Genomic DNA, 21527 nt, shown 5'->3' with positions numbered 1-21527 from the left:
TTCCTATCTTTCAAAAGTTTCATTTTATCAAAATTAAAATCGCTGAAAACTAATAATCATCGAGAATAAAAATATTCTCGATGATTAAAGTTTCATTCTATTTTACCACGCAATGTCATATATTTCTTTGCATATTGCAGCGTTTTATGTCAAAATAATTATAAGATTCTGATTTTAATTATTGGAGGGAATTTTCATGGGAGTATACGTTCTAACAGTCTTTGAAAAAGATGGTTCAAAAGCATTAGACGAATCATTCGAGGCGGCAACTGAAAAAGAAGCAAAAGCAAAAGGTGAATCTATCTTACAAGAAAAAGGATTGTATGAAAAAACACATCGCTGTACATCTACTGCAGGTAAGCTCGTTTTATTCCAGCGCTAAAAAAAGAAGCGTCATCCGCTTCTTTTTCACTCTACTATATCTTCGTCACACCACGTAAACACCACATCTAGAATGCGATTACCGATACGTACGCGTTTATTCCATTTACCTGTTTGGATCTGATGTTGCAATTCAGCTTTCATCTTTTCCGTCCAGTCGTGAATCGTTTCACTACCGTCGTACGGATATACGCTCGGAAACTCTTTCTGCAGTAGATGCAAGCTCTCTGCATCAAAATGAAAATGGAAGAAGTAGTTTGCTGTAAGCGATGGTTCTTGCAATCGTAAAAAATGATCATCAATTTGCTTTCTATTTCGATAGAAAGTAAAGATATTCACTTTACCGCTAGTAATTTGGTCAATTTGAATTTCGTGCTTCTCTATAATCACGTCTTGTCCACCTCGTTGTATACTATCTTTAGTATATATGTCTTTTGCAACAAAGTTAACCATTTTCGCGCGAAATTCATTTCCTTCATTAATAATTCCTGTACCTCCATATGCAATCAGAATAAATAAAAACAAAGTTGAAGGGGAGCGATCACATGTATTTCGGAAGCAAAGGTTGGTATGTAAAAGAACTTAAAAAATTAGGTATCCGTACTTATGAAGGTAAAAAACTAGAATCTTATCGTACGCATGTGTTATCTAGTTTACTTGAGAGAATGAAGAGAGCTTCGGCTTAATAGAATAGCAAGAAGTAAGCCTGAATATTGGTAAATGATAAAAAACACCTCCTAAATTCGCATACTAAGTATGCAAATTAAATGGAGGTGTTTTTATTAGTCTCACTTTTTCAGGGGCGCTTCAGTTTTCATAAAATATTTTTTGTTTCCGCTGAAACGGATAAGTTTTAATCTCAGTTGCATCTAAATTTTCATGGAATAAATGAATAGCTATAATTTGTCTACAATCGTAAGTATGGTAATAATATGTTCCAGACTCCATACACATTGCACTTGTATAGATCGTATTATCTAATATACCGCCTTCTGTTATTACTGCCCCCTTAGGAACCTCACAGTTTGATAAAATATGAAAAATAGCCGATATCCCCTCTTCTTCGTTCTCTATACTTTGAATGTTTTGTTTGCCATATGCTGCCCGTACAAATCTTGATGGCGGAGTGAAATCTCCAGGAAGCCCCATCGTTCCTGAACCTTGGCCAAAAGCACTTAATGGTACATCTCCCCACTCCGTTGGCGCAAATGGCTGCGATTTAAGACCAATATATTGTCTTAAATTTTGTAAATGCCAATTAAACTCGGGACTATTAGTCATCACTCCTATTGGATTGTCATACACTTTTATTCCATCAGCTGTCGGCTCAAGTACAATACACGCTCCCGATTTATCTGCTAAAATCCAATGTAGCGGTGGCGTAATTCCTAAAACTGGTAATGGCACATCTATAAAGGCAATGTTATCAATAGATTTTCTTACCTCTTCAACAGAATTGAACTGCGTGAGGCTCCAAGTCACAAAATCAAATGGCGCTACATTCGTTTTATTGCTATCTATATGATTACTATAAGTAGCGAATCCTGGGAAATAGAGAGTTGCACATGTCATACCAGTTTCATTTACTCCTTCCGCCATCATGACCCTTCCTCCAAAATTAATTCCCATTCCGACAACAGCCTTTTTCGCTCGGATCGTTTCACCAGTTATATTGTTCCACTGATAACGCCGAGGAATGATTATTACTTCTTGATTCATATCTAATGTGAAATCCATTGTTCTCCCAAAAAGATGCTGGAAATTTTTTGTTTGTAACGTCAAACTAGTACACATGAAGAAATCCCCCCCATTTCATAGTTATATACACATTTTATAAAATTCTGATAAATACGTAAATTAAAAACCCTATTTATCATTAACAAAATAACCACCCAAACTAAAAATGCTATAATAAACCCAATGAAACTAAGGGGGCAAATTACTTTGCTTGGAACATGCATTCAATTTCATAAGTTTGGCAATCCAAAAGACGTATTACAAGTTGAATATAAAAATATAGAACCACTGAAAGATAATGAAGTTTTCGTTCGTATGCTAGTTAGACCGATTAATCCATCTGACTTAATTCCAATAACCGGAGCGTACGCACATAGAATCCCTTTACCTAACATACCTGGTTATGAAGGTGTTGGTATTGTAGAAGATGTAGGAGCTTTTGTTTCTAGAGACCTTATCGGTAAACGTGTGTTACCGTTACGCGGGGAAGGTACTTGGCAAGAATATGTGAAGACATCAGCTGATTTTGTAGTCCCTATTCCCGATTCTATTGATGATTTTACCGCGGCACAAATGTATATTAATCCCCTTACGGCTTGGGTTACATGTACGGAAACGCTAAACTTACAACGGAATGATGTTTTGTTAGTGAATGCTTGTGGATCCGCTATCGGGCATCTTTTTGCGCAGTTATCGCAAATTTTAAATTTCCAACTCATTGCCGTGACAAGAAATAGTAAACATACAGACGAATTACTTCAGCTTGGCGCTCATCATGTAATTGATACTTCGACTGCCCCGCTTTATGAAACCGTTATGGAATTAACGAACGGGCTCGGCGCGGATGCTGCAATTGATTCTATCGGGGGACCGGATGGAAATGAATTAGCTTTCTCCTTACGTCCCAATGGGCACTTTTTAACTATAGGACTTCTGTCAGGAATACAAGTAAACTGGGCAGAGATTGTCACGAAAGCAAAAGTGCACGCGAACATATTTCATTTACGACATTGGAATAAAGAAGTGTCACCTTATAAATGGCAAGAAACGTTTCGTCATTTAATTCGCTTAGTAGAAAATGAGCAATTACGTTTTATGAAAGTCCATTCTACGTATGGATTAGCGGATGTGAAAGCGGCAGTTGATGTTGTACAGTCCGCTGAGAAAACGAAAGGGAAAGTTTTTTTAACGAATTATTAAATTGAGTACATTCAACTATCAATCCATTTAGTAGCATAGAATTTTAAGTAGCTTATGTAATTTAATTAAAAAAGCGAAAGGAGATTCTAACATGTGGTTACTCAAAGCAATTGCGCCTGTTTTAATAGTCGGGGGAATTGTAGTCTATGTAATTGGAAGGCTTAAACATAAATATGACAACGGCACATTAGGTAAGAAAAAATCAAAAGAGGCTCAACTGTTATTAGACAGTTTAATACCTATAGGAATGCTTGTTGGCTGTATGATCGGTTTGATTTTCGGTATATTTTTCCCGAACTTCGCCCTGCTTTTAGTTAGTTTAGGAGCTGGAATAGGCTATTTATTTGGATATTTCGCCTATGAATTTTACAGCAAGACAGGAAACAATTTTTCCTAATCCAAAAGGAATAAGCGGGACAGTACATAGTAATCATATGAAATATGTAACTGTCCTTTATTTTTGCATCAATGTTATCACCTTACCTTTCGCCTACTATACACCTCTTTTATTGATTTTTCTCTCCTCCCCTTTTTGCATATCCGCTTTTTTATTTTCATTGGATCTATATCCAAAGTAAAGTAGCGCACATGTAATAATAGAACCTACAATGTATCCTAAAAAACATCCTAACCAAAACATAGTGTAACCGCCTCCATTCATAATAAATTTTATGTAATATAACTCTTTACATACTCCATCGTTTATTTCTATTAACTATACACTTTCTAAAATTATTCATACCACTAATTCTCTTCGTACCTCAAATAGCAATTTTATTATTTGTCATAAAGTTAACACCTTCTTCAAATACAAAAAATTCCATTTACTTGCTTTTTCTCAAGAAATAATATACTACATTTGAAATAAGCGAGCGAGTACGTCGGCTCTTCTCTATTTTAACTTTAGTCATGAACAAAAGAAAAATAAAAAACCCCCTCAAAGCATAAACTTCAAGGGGTGAGCCTGTTTTTTATTTACTTATATACGTACAGCTGTACCACTTACAGCAACCATTAACATTCCATCACGAACTACTTCGTAATCTACGTCAACACCAACGATAGCGTTCGCACCTTTTTGTTTTGCAAGTTCTTTCATTTCGTCCATTGCGATATCACGAGCTTCTTTTAGCTTACTTTCATAAGAACCAGCACGACCACCGACAACATCACGAACAGAAGCGAATAAATCGCGGACAATATTTGCACCCATAATAGCTTCACCATTTACAATATCGATATACTCAATAATTTCTTTACCTTGAATTCCAGACGTTGTTGTTACAATCATGACTGACACTCTCCTAATAAGTTGTAGTTTTTTAATTCGCTTTCTTATGTCTTTATTATGACACAGAAAAAATATCTAATCTATTGAATTACCTTACAGGAATGTGACAGTTTTGTAAGAATGAAACGCGCATTATGTTTCATTCTAATAAAGCGCTTTAACATTAGGATACATAAACGACTCTTTATTTTCTTTCCAGTCCTTTTCTACTTCTTTGAAAGTTGGTCGTCCTAATTTTTCATTGTTTTCATGTTTACGAAACCATTTCTTCACATACTGGTCTCCATTTTTATTTTGAACTGTACAAAGGAAACTATTACTGCTATCCTTTAATATTTTTACAATCACGAAAAGGCACCTCTTCCCTTTTAAATAACAGAATAGAACTTGATCTTTTACTATAAGCCCTTCCTCTCTTATAGTCATACGACTCCTCGGCCGCGCCAAAGTTGTAAGATCAAAAAATGATATTCACTTTGTTTACATTTTATTTAAAGAAATCAGAGTTATAGGCATTATGCTTATCAAATATTTTATAGATTTCTAACTTATCATCTAATTTTGCATCTACTAAAATTAATATATTGCCATCGTAAATATATTCTTCATACTTTTTAGCATGTTCTTCTGGAATTCCTAACCCTATAAATGCTCCTATTAAACTTCCAGCTCCTCCGCCAATACCGGCTCCTCCAATAGCTGCTGCGATCGGTCCTGCTGCTACGATTGGACCCATTCCAGAAACGGCAAGTATACCAAGACCTGTTAATAAACCACCGAGTCCGCCTGCTACTCCTCCTGCCACAAGCCCTGTTGCTGAAAAGATATCTGCTTTATGTGCAGTTTCATGATTTACTTTTTCACCCGATTTTTCTTCAAGGTGTTCAATTTCCTTCTGATCTTTTGCAATAGCTGAAATGTTATCTGCTGAGTATCCTTTATCATTTAATTCATTAATAACGAGTGCCGCATCATCAATTGTTCTAAAAACACCTACTATTTTTCTATCTACATTCATAACTATTAACCTCCTAAAGTTTTATATAATATATTTTTATTTTTCTTCATTTCTGTATACACTAATTTTCTTATTAACATAACCATTTATGAAAAAAGAGAATAGTAAAAGCACTACAAGTGAACTACTTAACAAGTAAATTAAATCAAATGTAATATTAATCATCATTTCATTCATGTATACCAGGCTCCTTTTTATTTAAAGTAAAAGTATATTTTGATAGACTAATCTACTAAACATAGACATCTTACAATTCATCTTCAGTCAATCTCTTTGTAGTATATGTATACCCTTCCTAACCTTTTCTAAACGTAAAAAACTATAATTATATTTTTTCTTATTTATATGTTTAACATTTTTTAAAACGGGTATGTTTATATTGTTATGCTTACTATATGGAAAGGAATATTACGATGAACGCCATTCACTCTACTACTATTTCTTATAATGAAACACCTACAATAACTCAAATTCATCATTTTTATGCTTTAATGACAACATTTCAAACGAATGTATTTATAAGTAAACACGGAACACTTACTTCTATTAAAAACTTAAGCACTCTAGTATCCTTTTTCCTTACTGTAAAAAAGAGAGATCTTGTATTATTTATTTTTGAAGGAATAGATGCAAAAAGAGCTTTAAGAACACTCTTCCCTTCTTAAAAGTTTTGTTATCCCCTATTCCCTCGATTGTTACTTTTCATATATAGTTTTATATTTCAAAATGATTTCCTCTATTAAAAAAGAACCCCCTAATACAATAGGGGGATTTCTAGTTTAGCCTTATGAAAACTGATATAATATATATTACGTTTTTCATTCTTTAAAATAGAAAAGTTTTAATAACCTTGAAGGTAGGAATTTTTAATGAACTCGAAAGCAAAATTTAGTATTCGCTACAAAATTATGGCTGGTTATTTAGTTATCATTTTGTTCTTACTTGTTTCTTTCATTATGTTGAACAATGAGATTTCTAATTTACAAAAATCTCGTAATTTTATTATTGATCACGATTTTAAAGTTCTCAATTTAACAAATCAAGTGGAGAAAGATTTACTAACAATTGAAAATAAAGCGAAAGGGTTTATCATTTCTAATAATCCAAATTACGTACAATCTCTTAATTCTGCGGAAAAGGATTACGAAAAGCATTATCAAGATCTTTTCTCATTATTAGAGGATAACCCATCTCAGCAAGAAAAATTAAAACAGATTAACGAAAATATTATTAGTTGGATAAATAAAGAGATTCACCCACTCATTGCAAATAATAATAGTAATAATGTACAAACAATCGACACGACTCAAATTCAGTCATTACAGTCACAGGTAACTAACTTCCGTAGCACTGAGGAGCAATTAACGAAAAAAAGAGCAGCACAATTAGATACTGAAAATAATAAATTAGAGATTTGGTTATACAGTTTATTGTTCTTACTTTCTTGTATTTCTATTATCATTTCACTCTATATTTCGAATTCCATTACAAAAACGATTAAAAATGTAATTCAAGTTATTAAATCCATTTCTTCTAAAGAAAAAATCACGGAAAGAATTCATGTAAACACACGTGATGAAATAAAAGATCTTGCTCATACAACGAATCACCTACTAGACGAAATATCGAAAAGAGAGTGGTTACAAACGGAGCTTGCAGAATTAATTTTAATGTATCAAGGTGTATCTTCTATTGAGATGTTAGGTAAAAAAATTCTTAGTGGAATTATACAAAAAACGCAAACTTCTTGCGGTGCATTTTATGTACGTGAAGAATATGAAGAAACTGTCTACTATGTGAAAAAAGCTTCTTTCGCCGATCAAGGTGCTGATATTGGGAAACAATCCATTCAAATGGGTGAAGGTTTCATTGGACAGTCTGCCTTAGAAAAGAAAAGTTTTATTCTCAGGGATATACCCGAAGAGTTTCGTTATGTCACTAGCGGAGTATTAGAAATACGTCCTAAAAATTTACTAGTCATCCCTATCTTATTTGAGGATGAAGTGATCGCAGTAATGGAGTTAGTAAGTGTAACTGAGATTTCAGATTTACATCAAGATTTAATTCAACAAACCGTTGATAATCTAGGTTTAACAATCCATAGCATTATGGGACGTATGCGAATTCAAACTCTTTTACATGAATCACAAGCAATGACAGAAGAGTTACAAGTTCAATCAGAAGAATTGCAAACGCAAGCGGAAGAACTACAAATGCAAGCAGAAGAATTACGAACAACGAATGAACAATTAGAGTCTAGAACTGAAGAGGCTGAGCAGAAGACAGCTGACTTACAAATTACCAAATCAGAATTAGAAGAAAAAGCAAGCGAGTTGTTACGCAGCTCAAAATACAAATCTGAGTTCCTAGCAAATATGTCACATGAATTACGCACACCGTTAAATAGTATTTTACTATTATCTGAAATGTTAAGAGAAAATCATGATAACAATTTATCCGACGATGAAATTGAATTAGCAACTGTCATTCATTCATCAGGGAAAGACTTACTTACTTTAATTAATGACATACTAGATTTATCTAAAGTAGAAGCAGGCAAACTAGACATCATTTTTGAGGCAACGAACATAAGTGACATGGCAGCCAATATGCATCAAAACTTTTTACATATAGCTGCACAAAAAAATGTCGAATTTACTATTGAGGACAGTGATACGATTCCTGATCTGTTTTATACAGATGCAAAACGGATTGAGCAAATTATTAAAAACTTATTATCCAATGCATTTAAATTCACAGAAAAAGGATCCGTTTCTTTACATTTTGATTCGATAGAAACAACCAATTTGAGTCATGATATGCAGTCTATAAGTAAAGATTGGATTACAATTTCAGTAAAAGATACTGGTATTGGTATCGCTAAAGAACAGCATCAACTTATTTTCGAAGCCTTTCAACAGGCAGATGGAGCAACGATTCGAAAGTATGGTGGTACAGGATTAGGTTTATCTATTTGTAAAGAGTTTGCGAGATTATTAGGTGGTTGGATTACGTTAGAGAGTAATGTAGGAGAAGGTAGTACTTTCACGGTATATATTCCTAACCTTCCAAATGGATTACATGATATACAGTTATCCAATTTAGAAGTCGCAGCAACGATAGAAGATGTTATTCCTGCTGAAGTTGTTGAAGAAACTATCGTTACTCCAGAAACAAATAACGTCTTCCAAGAGAAAACCATTTTAATTGTCGATGATGATCATCGAAATATATTTGCGTTACAAAATGCATTAAAAAAACAAAATGCCAACATTATTACTGCCCAAAACGGCATAGAGTGTTTAGAAATACTACAAAGCAATACAAATATTGACCTTATTTTAATGGATATTATGATGCCTAATATGGACGGTTATGAAACGATGGAAAATATCCGAATGAACTTAGGGTTAAATGAAATACCTATTATCGCATTAACTGCTAAAGCAATGCCAAATGATAAGGAAAAATGTTTATCTGCTGGCGCTTCAGATTATATAAGTAAACCATTAAATCTACATCAACTCTATTCGGTAATGAGTGTATGGTTAATAAAATAAGTGAGGTTTAGTTGGAGTGGAAAATAAGTATTATAATTTTGATCCATCAGTAGATACGGATGAGCGCACGAACTTAGAAATTGAATTACTATTGGAAGCGGTATTTAAACTATCAGGATTTGATTTTCGCCAATATGCTCGCACATCTATTTATAGAAGGATTTGTAATCGAATGCAGCTCTCTAATATCCCAACCATTTCAAAATTAATTGAAAAAGTAATTCACGAGGAAGCGGTTTTAGAACAGTTATTAAATGATTTCTCAATTAATGTAACTGAGATGTTCCGTAACCCTGCCTTTTTTAAAGCGCTTAGAGAGCATGTTATTCCTGAATTAAAAAAGCATCCCGAAATTAGAATTTGGCATGCTGGATGCGCAACTGGTGAAGAAGTATTATCAATGTCCATCTTACTTCACGAAGAAGGATTAAGTGAAAAGTCGGTTATTTACGCAACAGATATGAATACAAATGTGTTAGAAAAAGCAAAACAAGGTATCCTCCCGTTAAATAAAATGCAAACTTATACGAAAAACTATTTACAAGCTGGCGGTACACAAGCGTTTTCTAACTATTATTCAACAGATAATCGTTTTGCTTATTTTAATCCATCACTTTTACAAAACATTATTTTTGCACAGCATAATTTAGTAACCGATCAATCTTTTAACGAGTTTCATATTATACTTTGTCGTAACGTTTTAATTTACTTTACAAGTAAACTTCAAAATCAAGTGCAGCAACTATTTTATGAAAGCTTAGGTCACAATGGTTTTCTATGTTTAGGGAATAAAGAAACTCTTCGTTTTTCAAATATAATGCCGCATTATACTCAATTTAATCCTAGCGAACAAATTTATCAAAAAATACAATAAAAAGCGTATGAAATCCTCTGTTTGGATTTCATACGCTTTTTATTTCGCATTCGTTTGTATCATAATGAGACACATATCATCTGATTGCGCTTTCTTTTGTTCTTCCTTGTAAAACCCTTCTATCTCGCCTTCTAAATCTCCCCATTTTCTTTCTGTAAAAGTACGTAATTTCTCTTCAGCCTCAAATTCATCATTTGCAATTGCTTCAAGAACACCATCTGTAAACAATAGTATTTGAGCGTTCTTCTCAAAAGGTATAACTGTCTTTTTAACTTTTATTTCATCAAAAAATCCTACCGCACAACTCCCGCGATCTAGTTCAACTACATTTGTTTCATCAACTAAAACATATCCAGAAGGATGCCCTGCATTTACATATTCAACTGTTCTATCTTCTGTATTAACAACTAAGTATATGGCCGTAAAATAATAGGGAATATTATCATTTTCATTATGTAAAAGGGTCATATATTTATTTAATTCTTTAATAACAAGTTCTGGATCAATTAAACATTTAATCGTTTCACGTAATACAGACGAAATAAACATGCAAACTAATGAAGCAGATACACCATGTCCCATCACATCTAATAATATAATACCGTAGCGATTTTCATCGATTTTATACCAATAATACATATCTCCAGCTAGTTTAAATGAAGGTAAGTAACTTGCTTCAATTTTTATATGATCTTCTCGTAATGGGCTACTTAATAAGTTTCTTTGTACTTGCGTAGCTAAATCTAGTTCATTCCGAAGATTTTCTTCTTGTTCTTTATGCCAATTTAATTCCGATTTCAAGCGTAACGCTACACGCATACGTGCTAATAGTTCAACTTTATTTATAGGTTTCGTAATATAATCCATTGCCCCCATATCAAGAGCTTCGGCCAATTTATTTGCATCCTCTAAAGCTGTAACAAAAATAATAGGGATATCTTTAAACTTCTCCTCTTTTTGTAATCGCCTACAAACTTCAAGTCCATCAATTTCAGGCATCATAATATCTAATAATATTAAATCAATTTCATTATGCCTGGAAGAATCTTTTCCAAACTGTATGTATTCGAAGAGCTCTTGTGCAGAATTGAGCGATACAAGATCATGATATCCAGCTTGTTTTAAAATCTTCTCAATTACAAATATGTTAACCGGATTATCATCAACAATTAAAATGGACACAAGTTATTTCCCCTTTTCTTATTTAAAATGTAAATCTATTATTATTTTCTATTTTTCTAGTATTACATACTCAGTTACAAAATGAAAATTTCTTACTCAAACATATTTATACAACAAAAGAACAAACCCCCAGAAATAGGAATTTGTTCTTTCACTCTATAAATTTCTACTTTTAATTTAACACCATTGCTTTATCATTTAAAAGACGATCTAATTCTTCCATATGATTAGTTTCATCTGCAATCATATCTTCTAGCTTTACAACTAACTCTGTCATATTTAATTTCGCTGCCTGTTCTTTTCTCGTTTCATAACGCTTAATTGTTTCATATTCTGATTGTCTAGCGTATTCTAACATTTCTCTAACATCTTCTACTTGTTTCACTGATAAAGGGATCGTAGTAGGTGTACCACCTAGCGTCTTAATTTTCTCCGCTAAATATAGGGCATGTCCTTGTTCATCACTAATTTCAGATTCAAAGAAAGGCTTTAACACTTGTCTATATATACCAGAAACTGTAGCTGCATTATGGTTATACATAATGATTGCTGCGTATTCTCCTGCTAAATCTTCATTCAATCCTTCGATTAGTTCTTTCACATCGTGTGACATTTTCATATCTCCTCCTATACTTAATAAGTACCCCTTTTCTCATGTTTTAAACATCATTATTTTAAATTTTTATGTATCTAAAAATGCGGCTTGCTTCAATTTACTTATCGCTTGTCTTTTAATACGAGAAACGTGCATTTGTGAAATACCTAACCGTTCCCCTGTATCTTTTTGATTTAAATTTTCTCCAAATATATAATGAATAACACTCTTTTCCGTGTCATTTAATACGTTAAAAATATCCTTTAAAACGAGACGCCTTTCTGTCTCTTCATATCCTTGCTCTACTTCACCTACAGATTCAATTCTCGCTACCGAACTACCATCAGATGCATTTTCAACTACATCATCTAAGGAAGATACTCGATAATTATTTTTAGCATCCATAATCTCTAGAACTTCCTCTTCCGATAGTCCTAAATGATTTGCGATTTCTATAATCTTCGGCGAACGTTGCAGGTGATCTGTTAACTCCTCTATCGCAAGTTTAATTTTTCCGCCTAAATCTTTAATTCGCCTTGGAACGTGAATGCCCCAAGTTTTATCGCGTAAATACTTCTTTATTTCCCCTACTATCGTAGGTATTGCAAAAGGCTCAAAAGCATTCCCTATCGAATAATCATACCTTCTTATTGCACCTAAGAGCCCTAACATGCCTACTTGTATAATATCCTCATGCATCGGCCCGCCTTTTGAATAGCGATATGCAATGGAATATACGAGATTTTTATAATGATCAACTAACCTTTCCTGCGCTTCATTACATTGGTTTTGTTGGAAGTCTGCAATTAGTTTAATAACGTCTTCTTTAGTAAGATTCGTAGGTTGAGATTGGATTTCCATCATTCTCCACCTGCTCTCTTTGTATATATTTTGTCATTAAAACCGTCATGCCCTCATCATGCATGATTTGTATATCATCCATTAACGTATTGATTAAATATAAACCTAAACCATTTTCCGGCAAATGTTCTACTGGTTTACTAATATCATACGGACCAACTTTTCTTTTTAAGTTATTAAAATCAAAGCTAACCCCATTATCCGCAACCATAATTTCTAATCGATCTTCATATAGCCCAAAGACAATTGTAATTTCTCCAACGTCTTCTTTGTATGCATGTTGTACAATGTTTGTACACGCCTCACTAATAGCAATTTTCATATCTTCTATATCGTCATAAGCAAAGCCTATTCGATTCGCAACACCAGCCATTGTTAAACGAATAATAGCCACATATTCTGCCTTTGCAGGAATTTTCATTTCTATCTTTTCAAATCTCTCCATCATCCCTAGTCACCTTCTTTCTACTTTTTCAAAATCAGAATTCAAATTTAATATTTCCGTTAATCCTGTAATATCGAATAATCTTTTTAATCTTTTAGATACACCGATAAACTCTAGTTTTCCATCATTTTTCTTAACCGCTTTTAATAGAGCTATAAAAACACCTAAACCAGTACTATCCATATAATCTACGTTATGAAAATCTACTACAATCTGAACCTCTTTTTCGCTTGCAATAGGCATAATCTTATTTTTTAAATCTGATGCCGTATACGCATCAATTTCACCATTAAATTGTACCGTATAACCTACATCATTTTGCAAAATATTTATTCCTAAATTCATCATTTCCGCCCCCTTATCTCGAACTTTTACTATTTAATTACCCATAAAAATTAGTTTTAAACATATTTTTTTATTTTCATTATAAATAAATTTTCTACACCTTTCTCGGCTTAACACGTAAAAAATACTACCAAATGTTTAAAACTTATAAATTTGTGTATGTATAATGTATAAACATTATTTTTAGGGGGATCTATCTATGGAAGAGCACAACTTTAAAAAGGGAGATTTTGTTCAATTTTCTTATCGACACGATCATGCTACAAAATTAGTTGGTTCCATTATTAATATACTAACGAATACAATTGTAGTTGATATAAGTAATAGCGAGGACTTAGCTCATATAGAATCAAGGCAAGTCGTAAGAATAAATAATTGTAAAAAGGTAACGATGGCTTAATACATAATAGAAAGTGTAATGTTAATGAGTGGGGGGTTCTTCATCCTCCACTCATTCCTATGTAAAATACATAAAAAAGCATCCAAATTAGTTTAATTGGATGCTTTTTTATGTATTTTTATCAGTTCATTAACTTTATAACTATATATAATAAACTTAAGATTACTATTTATTATCATACTTACGCTTTCCGCAGCATTCTAGAGAAGAATGTAACGATTAAAATAAAGACGATTGCACCTAATAACGCTGGAAGAACAAAAATGCCTCCCCATTCAGGACCCCAATGACCAAATAACGCACTACCTACCCAAGATCCGATTAATCCGGCAATCACGTTTCCAACTATACCTAACGGAAAGTCTTTTCCTGTAATCATTCCAGCTAACGCACCAATAAGTCCACCTACAATACACGTAATAATAAGTCCCACAATTAAACCTCCTATATTCGTTTTATATTGAATTCATCAAGCTTTAGTATGTAACTAAAGCTTGATGAACATATATTATTCTTTATTATCCAATTCATCACTTATCTTTTGTTTCACTTTTCCGACTTTTTCTTTTATCGTTCCCTTCGTTTTTTCCCACTTACCTTCATTTTTCAACTCTCTATCTTCTGTAACTTCACCAATTCCTTCTTTTACTTGTCCTTTTTTCTTTTCAACTTTACCTTTAACTTGTTCTTTTAGTCCGTTCTCACTCATATTTACAATCTCCTTTTCGTAATAGATTTATAGATTTAAAGGATACAAATTTAAATAGAATACATGCATCTTCTTTCTTGTAACCATTCACCGACTCTTTCTAAATCCTTAACGAATAACAAGATTTTCCCTTCATCCAGTTTTTCTTCATAAAAGTTCGCTTCTTCCTCATTAAGCCCTAACTCTTGCATTTTATTTCTTAACTGATCTCCTGTTTTTTGAAAGACGTTAATAATGCTTGTCCCAAGTCCCTCCTCTTTTATCCCAATTGTATTCACGTCTGCATTGTCCGCAATTCTATCTGTCCTATCTTTCTCATGCGTTAATACGTAAATATCTTTTTGGTCTATTCCTTTTTTCACGAGATCATTCGCCGCATTCATGACCTCTTTCTCCGTAATAAATTCATATACAAAAGGTTTACTATACTTCGTTTCCATCTTTAACTTCCTCCTTTAAAATGAATTATTTGTTATATTATATGTAGTACACCCATTTTCGAAATGTTAAACATAAAATATGAAAAAAGTTATGTGAATTTTGATTTTAATAGAGAATGAACATCATCATTTACCACTTTAAAACATCTTCTCCTTACAATAACTACCTAAATTAACAGAAAATTGTTATAATTAAACTTGAGGAGGGATACTATGAAAAAAATCATATCTATATGCGCTCTAACCGCTCTATCTTTCAATTTAATAGGTTGTACAAGCACCTCGGCTACAGATAAAGCTTCACAAGTTAAGCAAGAACATAAACAAAATACCTTTCAATTAAATTCTGCTAATATTACAGACATTGAAATACTGAAAACAACAAATCATACTACTTCCAAATCTCAAACAGACAACGAAAAAATGATACAATCTATCGTTTCAGCAGTCCAAAAAGGCACTCCTAAACAAATCACACTAGATCAAAAAAAGAGAGAATCTGCACATTCTACTATTACTGTTACATATAAAGATGACTCAAAAGAAGAATTTCTTGTGTGGGCTGATAATAAGGAGCAAATTTCGATTGCTAAAGATGAGAAGAAAGATAAGGTAGAAGGTGTGATAGTGAATATTAAAGATGCTAAAATAATGAAGGATTTCTTTTAAAATTCTAATTAACGTTAAAAAAAAGTAGGATTACATCCTACTCTTTTTTTAATCATGCTCAATAAATAGACCTTTATAAAATCTATTTAAGGTCTAATTTTGCTAAATCATGTTGTAAAACATTATTTCCTTCTTGTGGGTTAAATACGATTGCACTAAGACCAAAAACATTCGTAACAACATCTCTATCTTTCGGACGAATGATTCTTACTTCATAAGCAAAAAGTGCTGGAGGAAGAGCTGCTGAACGAAAAGTAACATATCGATTAGGTGGCAATGTTTGTGTTGAAGGGTCTATTAATGGTAATAATACCGGAGAACCTGATGACCAATCAAACATTTCAACTGTTACTCTACGAGTATCATCTGGATCAACATTCATAGCTTCAACAGTAAGAAATAACGTAGCGGAATGTCTACGTAATACACCCGTTGATAAAGTTTCATTATGATGTTCAAAGCATTTTTTTGGAGGGTGACCATAGCCATAACTCATACCAATTACCCCCTTTCATTTACAATTAAGGACAAGTATTCCTTATAATATATAATGCTAGTATTCTTTTATTGAAAGGTATAAAAGCGGATTTCTATCTATATTTTTGGATATTTTGTTTTTTATTTATTCGCTTTTAAAGAATGATATAGACTCTCCTATTTTGCCTTTGAATTCCTTCTAAGAATAAAGTGCAACTTTATTCTGCCCTCATCAATCGAGGTCTTACTCCCCGGCAAATAGCGGGATAAATCTATTTTGAAAAGGACCTGCTCCATTCATTCGTAAAAGCATAAAGTAAATGGAATCCGTTAAAACACATGAGTGCCCCCTTGGTTTTCCCTTCCTGTTAAAAGGAGGAACTGTTATGGGCTTTGGTGGTAGTTGTGGTGGCTGTGGCTTCGCTGGAGGATTTGCTTTGTTAGTTGTATTGTTTATTTTATTAATCATCGTTGGAGCTGCTTGCTTCTGCTAAAAAACTATCGGAAAAGACACTTTTATATGAGTGTCTTTTCTTCATAAAAAATACGCAATGTGCAGTTTAAGTGTAAGATGTAGTATTACATCCCTCTCCAAAATGAACTTCGATACTATAAATTTCGTTTAGGTGCAATCTTAAAATTTTAGTTTAATAGCAATATGGTGAAACTCTATTCCATATAATATTGCTATTGCAGAAAAGTAAAACAAACTGGACAACCTAGATTTCAAACTGTAAGATTAGATGTTGGTGAAATTGGGCAGCAAAGCATATATAGGAAATAGGTGTTAATTTTGAAAATCAATAAAAAATTCGAACCAATAATTTTTAATATCTTTATGATTTTAGGTATATCTAGTATTATCTCTTTCGTCATGGTTTCAATGAATGTTGGATATACAGCTTTATTTCTCAAATCATGGATGAAAACATGGGGAATTGCTTTCGTACTTGCATTTTTAGCTTCTAAATTATTACCCTTTGTAGTTAAAAAGATAATGAAAATCTTCACTTTTGTTGAGAATGATGCTTAAGAATAAAGTGATGTACTGCGTAGGTTCATTCCAATTAAAAGAGTTTATTATCACAAAAACTTAACCTAGTAAAATGTTTCAAATCGAAGGAAGACACCTTAAAGGTTGTCTTTTCTTTATAAGTAAAAAAAGCCCGCCTATTTCCGTAGGCGGGCTTTATCTTTATTACACAATACGAAAGTATACTCTCTTTTTCACTGAAATTTCATGTAATTATACATATTCATGAAAATAGCAGAATTAAAATATGCCAAAATAAAAAATGAGCTAAATCCCCTAAATAGCTATATAGAGATGAAGTTGTTATGACAACATATTTTCCACTTTCAACTTAGTTATCATTAGAATGTTTTTCTACAAAATCAAGGATCCTAGCATTAACTTCGTTAGAGAACTCACCATTGATTGCGTGAGATGCATTTTTCCAATTAACTATATCAATATCTTTAACGTATTTTTTTCCAGTTTCAACTGCTTTTACCGAATTGTGCATTGTACTTTTTTCAGCTATAAGTGCAAGCACTGGAATATCAATATTTTTTAAGTCTTCTTTACTAAATAAATCAGGCGCTGGCGTTTTCAGTTTATAGTTACGCATACCCGACTCGATTAACTTAGCGATAGGCTCATCGTCACTTGCTTCTGCTCCTCCAGCAACATAGCTTAACATCTTTTCTCTTAAAAACTTAGGGACAATAGGAACGGAAGCTGGAATAGATGCCAGAATCATTTTTATGGATATTTGCGCAAATACAAAGACTGGATCTAATAAACTAGCCGTAGCAATATGCTCAGGATTATATCTGGCCAAGTTCATTGTTGTCCACCCTCCAATGGAGACACCTACGATATGCACTCTTTCTAAACCTAATCCTTCAATTACTTCATTTAACCATTCTGCTTGTTGTTTTTGGTTTTCAATCACCTTCGTTTGCACACTCATCCCAGGTTCACCTAGTAAATCTATCGTATAAACAGGCCTTTTTTCTCTTAGACCTTCTAAATTAGGTACCCACATTGGAGTAGATGCACCACGTCCAGGGAGTAAGAGTATTGGTTCCTTATGTTTGTTTTCCTCTTTAGTAAAATAATAAGCACGAATTGTGCCATATTTCGTTTTTATATTTTTCGTATCGTTAGGTTTTGGAAGGAGTGCCATTGATTCATCGTAGGCAATTTGAAAGTCTTCCTTTCCTTTTTCAGATGTAAAGTGACCAACCTTATTATCATGTCTCTTCATTTGAATGCCTCCTTTCTACAACTATATGGATGAACTTTATCTATATATTCATGGTAATTATCCATTGAATTTTTATCTTCTTTAAGACAAGACTCTCATTTAGAAAAAAGAATAGACACCCTAAGGTGCCTTCCTCCGACTTGAACCATCTTAATTTTAATAATATGTATTGGACTCCCGTCCAACTATTATTTTACCACGTTAAGTTGTTTTGTTTATTGAGAAATACAATGTTTTATTTATGCTAATCTTCTGTATTAGTTCATTTTGTAGTCCGTGCAGCGGTTAACAAGAAAATAATAGCATTGATGACACCTAAAAGTCCCTGCTTAATCCACATAGATAATGCAGCATTTGTGCCAATGGCTAGAAAAATAAGCATTACTGTGTATCTATTGAATCTCAGTATAGACAACCTCCCGATGGGACTATATTTAAGGAAATTTCATTATTTTTTTGTTCCGTAAAACATTGTACTTCCTAGTGAAGAGAAATTCAGTTTTACTTCTATAACTCGCCCTGTTTCCACTCTTTATTATGGATATCTAATCCTTCTTGACCAAAGAAATGGAGAATAAATTCTTTTTCATCACTATCAATTTTTTTAGCTAGTTTAGATCCCTCCATACTTTGCTTTTTTCCTGAACGTAAATAATGAATTTCTTCAAAGTCTTTAACTACAGATTCGAACTCTCCATCATACCATTTGTTCAGAATAGATTCATATTTTGGTCTTTCATCATTATTAATAACATTTAAGTTGTTTTTTAAGTATTGAATGTTTTCTTTCGTCATTTGAAATCGCCCTACATCACGGGTACCGGAAACATGAAGATTATTCCCATTGAATTTGAGTTTTTGTAAAGACATATGTATCATCATATCATTTATAGTTTGCTCGTTTTGAATTTCACCAATCGACTGTGCCGCTTTAGAGAGTTCATCTTCACTTACTATATAACTATCTTTTTGCTGCTTTTGAATGGTTTGAACTTTCGGTTTTTCCTGAACCTTTTCTTCTTGTTTAGGTTTTGATTCAGTTGTAGTCTTCTCATTTGAGCTACAAGCAGCCATTCCCATAAGCAATGTACCGCATGTTAAAGCCATTAGTAACTTTCGGTTCATTTTTTTCCGCCTATCTGCATTAGTTATTTTAAACAGTTTTTTAATGTAAGATTTCTCATCTCATAGTAGCAAAGAATGTATCTATATATTGTCATGTTTTGTCGAAGAATAATAAAAAAACAACCTAGATCCTATAGGATCTAGGTTGCTTTTAATACGTAAACGTAATCGTCACTAAAGAATACCCTTCTTTCGCATTATAAGGCTCCGCTTTATAAGAAACTCGATTTGCCCCTTGCGGATAATCGATTTCGCCAATTGCCTTTTTCACATCTTGCAGTGCACCATTCATTGATTGCTTGTATAGCACTTCAATTTTCTCTGGTTTTGCACTATAGCGTTGCTGCATTTTATTTTTTAATTCGGTATAGTTATTTGCGATATATTCATTTCCTAAATAGTTTAACTTTGTATCTTTTAATATTTGTTGATATGCAGGCGTTTTCGTACTACCTGCCGCAATTTTGTTTGTCAGTGTACTATAATAATTCGTTGTAGCTTGCGGGTAGTCTCCGCGGTTCCACTCATGATTTCTTGCGATTTGTTCATCTGATAAATTGAAATACGAATACGTGACGCGGCCCTGCTCATCTGGCACTGGATCATCGAATGTTGTATCAAGGTGATACCATTTGTTTTCGATTTTCACTAAATTCCAAGCATGAGGTTGTCCGTCCCCAGTTCCTGTCACAAAATGATTTTCAATTCCTGCTTCTTTTAATAATTGATAAGTTAATAGTGCGTAACCTTGGCAAACCGCAGAACGATTTACAAGTGCTTCATATGCTGTGTAAGCTTTATAAGACGTATCATAAGAAACATGCTTTACTACGTAATCATGAATCGCCTTCACTTTTTCGTGATCATCCATTCCAACTTGAGTAATAGAAGAAACGATTGCTTTCGCTTGTTTCATGACATATTCCGTCTGTTCTTTCGTTTCACGATATGTAATCTTAAGCGTAAACGTATAATTTCCAGGTGATCCAGAAAGTCCATATGAAACATTCGATCTATTATTATTTGTATACTCATTTTTACTTGCAACTTCTTTATATGCGTTAAAAAGTGTATTCATCACTTCTTCTGTATTATTATTTTTCGTTTTATATGGAAGTGTAATATTTGTCTCGTATGTATTAATACGCTTTTGTACTTCCTCTTTAAAAGCTGTTAATAATGCCTCATCTCCTGTGTCTTTCACATCGGCATTTTTATATTTCAAAGTTTTATATAAAAACTGCGCATACTGTTCACGTGTTACTGTGCCATACGGTTCAAAATTCCCGTTCCCTGTGCCATCTGCGATTCCATTTGACTGCACCGCACTAATTGCATTTTCTGCCCAAAATGGATTTGGAACATCCTTAAAGGTATGTTTTTGTTTTGCCGCAAGATGGAAAGCATTTGTAAGAATTTGTGCCATTTCCGCACGACTCACAGAAGCTTTCGGTCTAAATTGGCCATTTTCATCACCTTTAAAAACTCCTAAATTTGTTAAAGTTAATACCTCTTCTGGGAACATTGTAGAACTTTGATTAATATCACCGTAAGGATTTTTAAACGTAGATCCATCCTTTAATACGTAACGAGTTCCACCATTACTAAACGAACCGCCTTGTTTATTTGGTACTAACACTCGATAAATTAAAGCCGCAACTTGCTCCCTTGTCGCAACATCTCCAAAACCAAATATCCCATTTCCATAACCGGAAATAATATTCTTACTCGCTAAATCTTTAATCGCAGGATATGACCAATGTGATGTCGGCACATCAGAAAAAACACCCACTTCAGCAGCTTTTACATCGCTGCCATTTGTATATAACAACGCACCACCAATCAGTGATAATGATGTAATTGATTTTAATAGTTTTGTATACATAATGTCTTCTCCCAATACGCTCTCTATTTTTGTTGGTTTATGTCGAAAAATCTAAAAATA

The 21527-nt window shown here is 33.2% G+C and carries 30 protein-coding genes; 11 read left to right on the top strand and 19 right to left on the bottom strand.

What is annotated here, in order from left to right; genetic code table 11:
- The first annotated feature begins 196 nt into the window (after positions 1-196).
- Complete coding sequence (locus NST90_RS05145) at positions 197-382, top strand: YhzD family protein (protein ID WP_000539552.1); 186 nt, start codon at positions 197-199, stop codon at positions 380-382.
- Between the two features lie 26 nt (positions 383-408).
- Here NST90_RS05145 and NST90_RS05140 read toward each other — a convergent pair whose 3' ends face one another.
- Complete coding sequence (locus NST90_RS05140; protein ID WP_000582785.1) at positions 409-771, bottom strand: hypothetical protein; 363 nt, start codon at positions 769-771, stop codon at positions 409-411.
- Between the two features lie 155 nt (positions 772-926).
- Between NST90_RS05140 and NST90_RS05135 the strand changes: the two genes are divergently transcribed.
- Complete coding sequence (locus NST90_RS05135) at positions 927-1067, top strand: YflJ family protein (RefSeq protein ID WP_000273537.1); 141 nt, start codon at positions 927-929, stop codon at positions 1065-1067.
- Positions 1068-1188: 121 nt separating this feature from the next.
- Here the strand turns inward: NST90_RS05135 and bsh are convergent, their stop codons facing one another.
- Entirely contained in the window at positions 1189-2175 is a 987-nt protein-coding gene (bsh, locus tag NST90_RS05130; protein ID WP_283748236.1) for a choloylglycine hydrolase, read from the bottom strand.
- A 150-nt stretch (positions 2176-2325) separates the two neighbouring features.
- Here bsh and NST90_RS05125 point away from each other — a divergent pair, with 150 nt between their 5' ends.
- Both NST90_RS05125 and NST90_RS05120 read left to right on the top strand, forming a co-directional pair.
- The gene (locus NST90_RS05125) at positions 2326-3318 is read left to right on the top strand and encodes a zinc-dependent alcohol dehydrogenase family protein (RefSeq protein ID WP_157418320.1); all 993 of its coding nucleotides are present in this window, start codon (positions 2326-2328) and stop codon (positions 3316-3318) included.
- A 91-nt stretch (positions 3319-3409) separates the two neighbouring features.
- Entirely contained in the window at positions 3410-3715 is a 306-nt protein-coding gene (locus NST90_RS05120; RefSeq protein ID WP_044307193.1) for a hypothetical protein, read from the top strand.
- A 96-nt stretch (positions 3716-3811) separates the two neighbouring features.
- On the opposite strand, the gene NST90_RS05115 is transcribed toward NST90_RS05120, so the two are convergent.
- The 5 genes from NST90_RS05115 to NST90_RS05095 all read right to left on the bottom strand — a co-directional run bounded on the left by NST90_RS05115 (position 3812) and on the right by NST90_RS05095 (position 5804).
- Positions 3812-3958, bottom strand: a complete 147-nt coding sequence (locus NST90_RS05115) for a hypothetical protein (protein WP_000498628.1) — start codon at positions 3956-3958, stop codon at positions 3812-3814.
- 339 nt (positions 3959-4297) lie between these two features.
- Positions 4298-4609: a heavy metal-binding domain-containing protein gene (locus tag NST90_RS05110; protein ID WP_000637511.1), complete on the bottom strand. Its 312-nt coding sequence runs from the start codon at positions 4607-4609 to the stop codon at positions 4298-4300.
- 144 nt (positions 4610-4753) lie between these two features.
- On the bottom strand, positions 4754-4957 hold the full coding sequence (locus NST90_RS05105) for a DUF4028 family protein (RefSeq protein ID WP_002023439.1): 204 nt from the start codon (positions 4955-4957) through the stop codon (positions 4754-4756).
- A gap of 139 nt (positions 4958-5096) precedes the next feature.
- A complete protein-coding gene (locus tag NST90_RS05100; RefSeq protein ID WP_001100088.1) occupies positions 5097-5627 on the bottom strand; it encodes a general stress protein in 531 nt (176 codons plus the stop codon).
- A gap of 36 nt (positions 5628-5663) precedes the next feature.
- The gene (locus NST90_RS05095) at positions 5664-5804 is read right to left on the bottom strand and encodes a hypothetical protein (protein WP_016122039.1); all 141 of its coding nucleotides are present in this window, start codon (positions 5802-5804) and stop codon (positions 5664-5666) included.
- Between the two features lie 236 nt (positions 5805-6040).
- On the opposite strand from NST90_RS05095, the gene NST90_RS05090 reads away from it, so the two are divergent.
- The 3 genes from NST90_RS05090 (at position 6041) to NST90_RS05080 (ending at position 10061) form a co-directional block, all read left to right on the top strand.
- Positions 6041-6292 carry a hypothetical protein gene (locus NST90_RS05090; protein WP_000991357.1) on the top strand — a complete coding sequence of 84 codons (252 nt, stop codon included), beginning with the start codon at positions 6041-6043 and terminating at the stop codon, positions 6290-6292.
- A 204-nt stretch (positions 6293-6496) separates the two neighbouring features.
- The gene (locus NST90_RS05085; RefSeq protein WP_001084959.1) at positions 6497-9187 is read left to right on the top strand and encodes an ATP-binding protein; all 2691 of its coding nucleotides are present in this window, start codon (positions 6497-6499) and stop codon (positions 9185-9187) included.
- A gap of 16 nt (positions 9188-9203) precedes the next feature.
- A complete protein-coding gene (locus NST90_RS05080) occupies positions 9204-10061 on the top strand; it encodes a protein-glutamate O-methyltransferase CheR (protein ID WP_283748237.1) in 858 nt (285 codons plus the stop codon).
- A 39-nt stretch (positions 10062-10100) separates the two neighbouring features.
- Here the strand turns inward: NST90_RS05080 and NST90_RS05075 are convergent, their stop codons facing one another.
- The 5 genes from NST90_RS05075 to rsbV form a co-directional block, all read right to left on the bottom strand.
- On the bottom strand, positions 10101-11243 hold the full coding sequence (locus NST90_RS05075) for a fused response regulator/phosphatase (protein WP_000025520.1): 1143 nt from the start codon (positions 11241-11243) through the stop codon (positions 10101-10103).
- 172 nt (positions 11244-11415) lie between these two features.
- The gene (locus NST90_RS05070) at positions 11416-11856 is read right to left on the bottom strand and encodes a ferritin-like domain-containing protein (protein WP_000017742.1); all 441 of its coding nucleotides are present in this window, start codon (positions 11854-11856) and stop codon (positions 11416-11418) included.
- Positions 11857-11925: 69 nt separating this feature from the next.
- Positions 11926-12702, bottom strand: coding sequence for an RNA polymerase sigma factor SigB (sigB, locus tag NST90_RS05065; protein WP_016122036.1), 777 nt, complete (start codon positions 12700-12702; stop codon positions 11926-11928).
- Positions 12665-13147 (bottom strand): anti-sigma B factor RsbW, encoded by a 483-nt coding sequence (gene rsbW / locus NST90_RS05060; RefSeq protein WP_000970572.1) that lies wholly within the window; start codon positions 13145-13147, stop codon positions 12665-12667. The genes sigB and rsbW overlap by 38 nt, the downstream gene beginning before the upstream one ends.
- 6 nt (positions 13148-13153) lie before the next feature.
- Positions 13154-13492 carry an anti sigma b factor antagonist RsbV gene (rsbV, locus tag NST90_RS05055; RefSeq protein WP_283748238.1) on the bottom strand — a complete coding sequence of 113 codons (339 nt, stop codon included), beginning with the start codon at positions 13490-13492 and terminating at the stop codon, positions 13154-13156.
- A gap of 196 nt (positions 13493-13688) precedes the next feature.
- Here rsbV and NST90_RS05050 point away from each other — a divergent pair, with 196 nt between their 5' ends.
- On the top strand, positions 13689-13889 hold the full coding sequence (locus tag NST90_RS05050; protein ID WP_283748239.1) for a methyltransferase: 201 nt from the start codon (positions 13689-13691) through the stop codon (positions 13887-13889).
- A gap of 181 nt (positions 13890-14070) precedes the next feature.
- Here NST90_RS05050 and NST90_RS05045 read toward each other — a convergent pair whose 3' ends face one another.
- The 3 genes from NST90_RS05045 to NST90_RS05035 form a co-directional block, all read right to left on the bottom strand.
- Positions 14071-14322 (bottom strand): GlsB/YeaQ/YmgE family stress response membrane protein, encoded by a 252-nt coding sequence (locus NST90_RS05045; RefSeq protein WP_000522903.1) that lies wholly within the window; start codon positions 14320-14322, stop codon positions 14071-14073.
- 75 nt (positions 14323-14397) lie between these two features.
- Positions 14398-14598: a CsbD family protein gene (locus tag NST90_RS05040; RefSeq protein ID WP_001293468.1), complete on the bottom strand. Its 201-nt coding sequence runs from the start codon at positions 14596-14598 to the stop codon at positions 14398-14400.
- Positions 14599-14648: 50 nt separating this feature from the next.
- Positions 14649-15038: a general stress protein gene (locus tag NST90_RS05035; RefSeq protein WP_000448802.1), complete on the bottom strand. Its 390-nt coding sequence runs from the start codon at positions 15036-15038 to the stop codon at positions 14649-14651.
- Positions 15039-15251: 213 nt separating this feature from the next.
- On the opposite strand from NST90_RS05035, the gene NST90_RS05030 reads away from it, so the two are divergent.
- Positions 15252-15707, top strand: coding sequence for a hypothetical protein (locus NST90_RS05030; RefSeq protein WP_000720832.1), 456 nt, complete (start codon positions 15252-15254; stop codon positions 15705-15707).
- Positions 15708-15789: 82 nt separating this feature from the next.
- Here NST90_RS05030 and NST90_RS05025 read toward each other — a convergent pair whose 3' ends face one another.
- Entirely contained in the window at positions 15790-16203 is a 414-nt protein-coding gene (locus NST90_RS05025) for a hypothetical protein (protein WP_000120217.1), read from the bottom strand.
- Between the two features lie 367 nt (positions 16204-16570).
- Here NST90_RS05025 and NST90_RS05020 point away from each other — a divergent pair, with 367 nt between their 5' ends.
- Positions 16571-16678, top strand: a complete 108-nt coding sequence (locus NST90_RS05020) for a YjcZ family sporulation protein (protein WP_000505670.1) — start codon at positions 16571-16573, stop codon at positions 16676-16678.
- Positions 16679-16977: 299 nt separating this feature from the next.
- Positions 16978-17217: a DUF2798 domain-containing protein gene (locus NST90_RS05015; RefSeq protein ID WP_000700210.1), complete on the top strand. Its 240-nt coding sequence runs from the start codon at positions 16978-16980 to the stop codon at positions 17215-17217.
- 331 nt (positions 17218-17548) lie between these two features.
- Here NST90_RS05015 and NST90_RS05010 read toward each other — a convergent pair whose 3' ends face one another.
- From NST90_RS05010 to NST90_RS05000, 3 genes are all read right to left on the bottom strand, one after another.
- Positions 17549-18457, bottom strand: a complete 909-nt coding sequence (locus NST90_RS05010; protein ID WP_002023421.1) for an alpha/beta hydrolase — start codon at positions 18455-18457, stop codon at positions 17549-17551.
- Positions 18458-18964: 507 nt separating this feature from the next.
- On the bottom strand, positions 18965-19582 hold the full coding sequence (locus tag NST90_RS05005) for a DUF6241 domain-containing protein (protein ID WP_001080422.1): 618 nt from the start codon (positions 19580-19582) through the stop codon (positions 18965-18967).
- Between the two features lie 151 nt (positions 19583-19733).
- Positions 19734-21467 carry an S-layer homology domain-containing protein gene (locus NST90_RS05000; protein WP_283748240.1) on the bottom strand — a complete coding sequence of 578 codons (1734 nt, stop codon included), beginning with the start codon at positions 21465-21467 and terminating at the stop codon, positions 19734-19736.
- Positions 21468-21527 lie beyond the last annotated feature (60 nt).

Origin of the sequence: Bacillus sp. FSL E2-8900 (assembly GCF_037966225.1) — a bacterium.
GTDB classification, from domain to species: Bacteria; Bacillota; Bacilli; order Bacillales; family Bacillaceae_G; genus Bacillus_A; species Bacillus_A cereus.
This window is presented reverse-complemented; position numbering and strand designations above follow the sequence as displayed.

What these genes read in the sequence shown, in the direction of transcription:
- NST90_RS05085 (WP_001084959.1), top strand. Translation starts at nt 6,497, where the DNA reads ATGAACTCGAAAGCAAAATTTAGTATTCGCTACAAAATTATGGCTGGT.
- NST90_RS05005 (WP_001080422.1), bottom strand. Translation starts at nt 19,582, where the DNA reads ATGAACCGAAAGTTACTAATGGCTTTAACATGCGGTACATTGCTTATG.
- NST90_RS05100 (WP_001100088.1), bottom strand. Translation starts at nt 5,627, where the DNA reads ATGAATGTAGATAGAAAAATAGTAGGTGTTTTTAGAACAATTGATGAT.
- NST90_RS05095 (WP_016122039.1), bottom strand. Translation starts at nt 5,804, where the DNA reads ATGAATGAAATGATGATTAATATTACATTTGATTTAATTTACTTGTTA.
- rsbW (WP_000970572.1), bottom strand. Translation starts at nt 13,147, where the DNA reads ATGATGGAGAGATTTGAAAAGATAGAAATGAAAATTCCTGCAAAGGCA.
- NST90_RS05135 (WP_000273537.1), top strand. Translation starts at nt 927, where the DNA reads ATGTATTTCGGAAGCAAAGGTTGGTATGTAAAAGAACTTAAAAAATTA.
- NST90_RS05020 (WP_000505670.1), top strand. Translation starts at nt 16,571, where the DNA reads ATGGGCTTTGGTGGTAGTTGTGGTGGCTGTGGCTTCGCTGGAGGATTT.
- NST90_RS05050 (WP_283748239.1), top strand. Translation starts at nt 13,689, where the DNA reads ATGGAAGAGCACAACTTTAAAAAGGGAGATTTTGTTCAATTTTCTTAT.
- NST90_RS05090 (WP_000991357.1), top strand. Translation starts at nt 6,041, where the DNA reads ATGAACGCCATTCACTCTACTACTATTTCTTATAATGAAACACCTACA.
- NST90_RS05115 (WP_000498628.1), bottom strand. Translation starts at nt 3,958, where the DNA reads ATGTTTTGGTTAGGATGTTTTTTAGGATACATTGTAGGTTCTATTATT.
- NST90_RS05070 (WP_000017742.1), bottom strand. Translation starts at nt 11,856, where the DNA reads ATGTCACACGATGTGAAAGAACTAATCGAAGGATTGAATGAAGATTTA.
- NST90_RS05040 (WP_001293468.1), bottom strand. Translation starts at nt 14,598, where the DNA reads ATGAGTGAGAACGGACTAAAAGAACAAGTTAAAGGTAAAGTTGAAAAG.
- NST90_RS05010 (WP_002023421.1), bottom strand. Translation starts at nt 18,457, where the DNA reads ATGAAGAGACATGATAATAAGGTTGGTCACTTTACATCTGAAAAAGGA.
- rsbV (WP_283748238.1), bottom strand. Translation starts at nt 13,492, where the DNA reads ATGATGAATTTAGGAATAAATATTTTGCAAAATGATGTAGGTTATACG.
- NST90_RS05035 (WP_000448802.1), bottom strand. Translation starts at nt 15,038, where the DNA reads ATGGAAACGAAGTATAGTAAACCTTTTGTATATGAATTTATTACGGAG.
- NST90_RS05000 (WP_283748240.1), bottom strand. Translation starts at nt 21,467, where the DNA reads ATGTATACAAAACTATTAAAATCAATTACATCATTATCACTGATTGGT.
- NST90_RS05145 (WP_000539552.1), top strand. Translation starts at nt 197, where the DNA reads ATGGGAGTATACGTTCTAACAGTCTTTGAAAAAGATGGTTCAAAAGCA.
- sigB (WP_016122036.1), bottom strand. Translation starts at nt 12,702, where the DNA reads ATGATGGAAATCCAATCTCAACCTACGAATCTTACTAAAGAAGACGTT.
- NST90_RS05030 (WP_000720832.1), top strand. Translation starts at nt 15,252, where the DNA reads ATGAAAAAAATCATATCTATATGCGCTCTAACCGCTCTATCTTTCAAT.
- NST90_RS05025 (WP_000120217.1), bottom strand. Translation starts at nt 16,203, where the DNA reads ATGAGTTATGGCTATGGTCACCCTCCAAAAAAATGCTTTGAACATCAT.
- bsh (WP_283748236.1), bottom strand. Translation starts at nt 2,175, where the DNA reads ATGTGTACTAGTTTGACGTTACAAACAAAAAATTTCCAGCATCTTTTT.
- NST90_RS05110 (WP_000637511.1), bottom strand. Translation starts at nt 4,609, where the DNA reads ATGATTGTAACAACAACGTCTGGAATTCAAGGTAAAGAAATTATTGAG.
- NST90_RS05120 (WP_044307193.1), top strand. Translation starts at nt 3,410, where the DNA reads ATGTGGTTACTCAAAGCAATTGCGCCTGTTTTAATAGTCGGGGGAATT.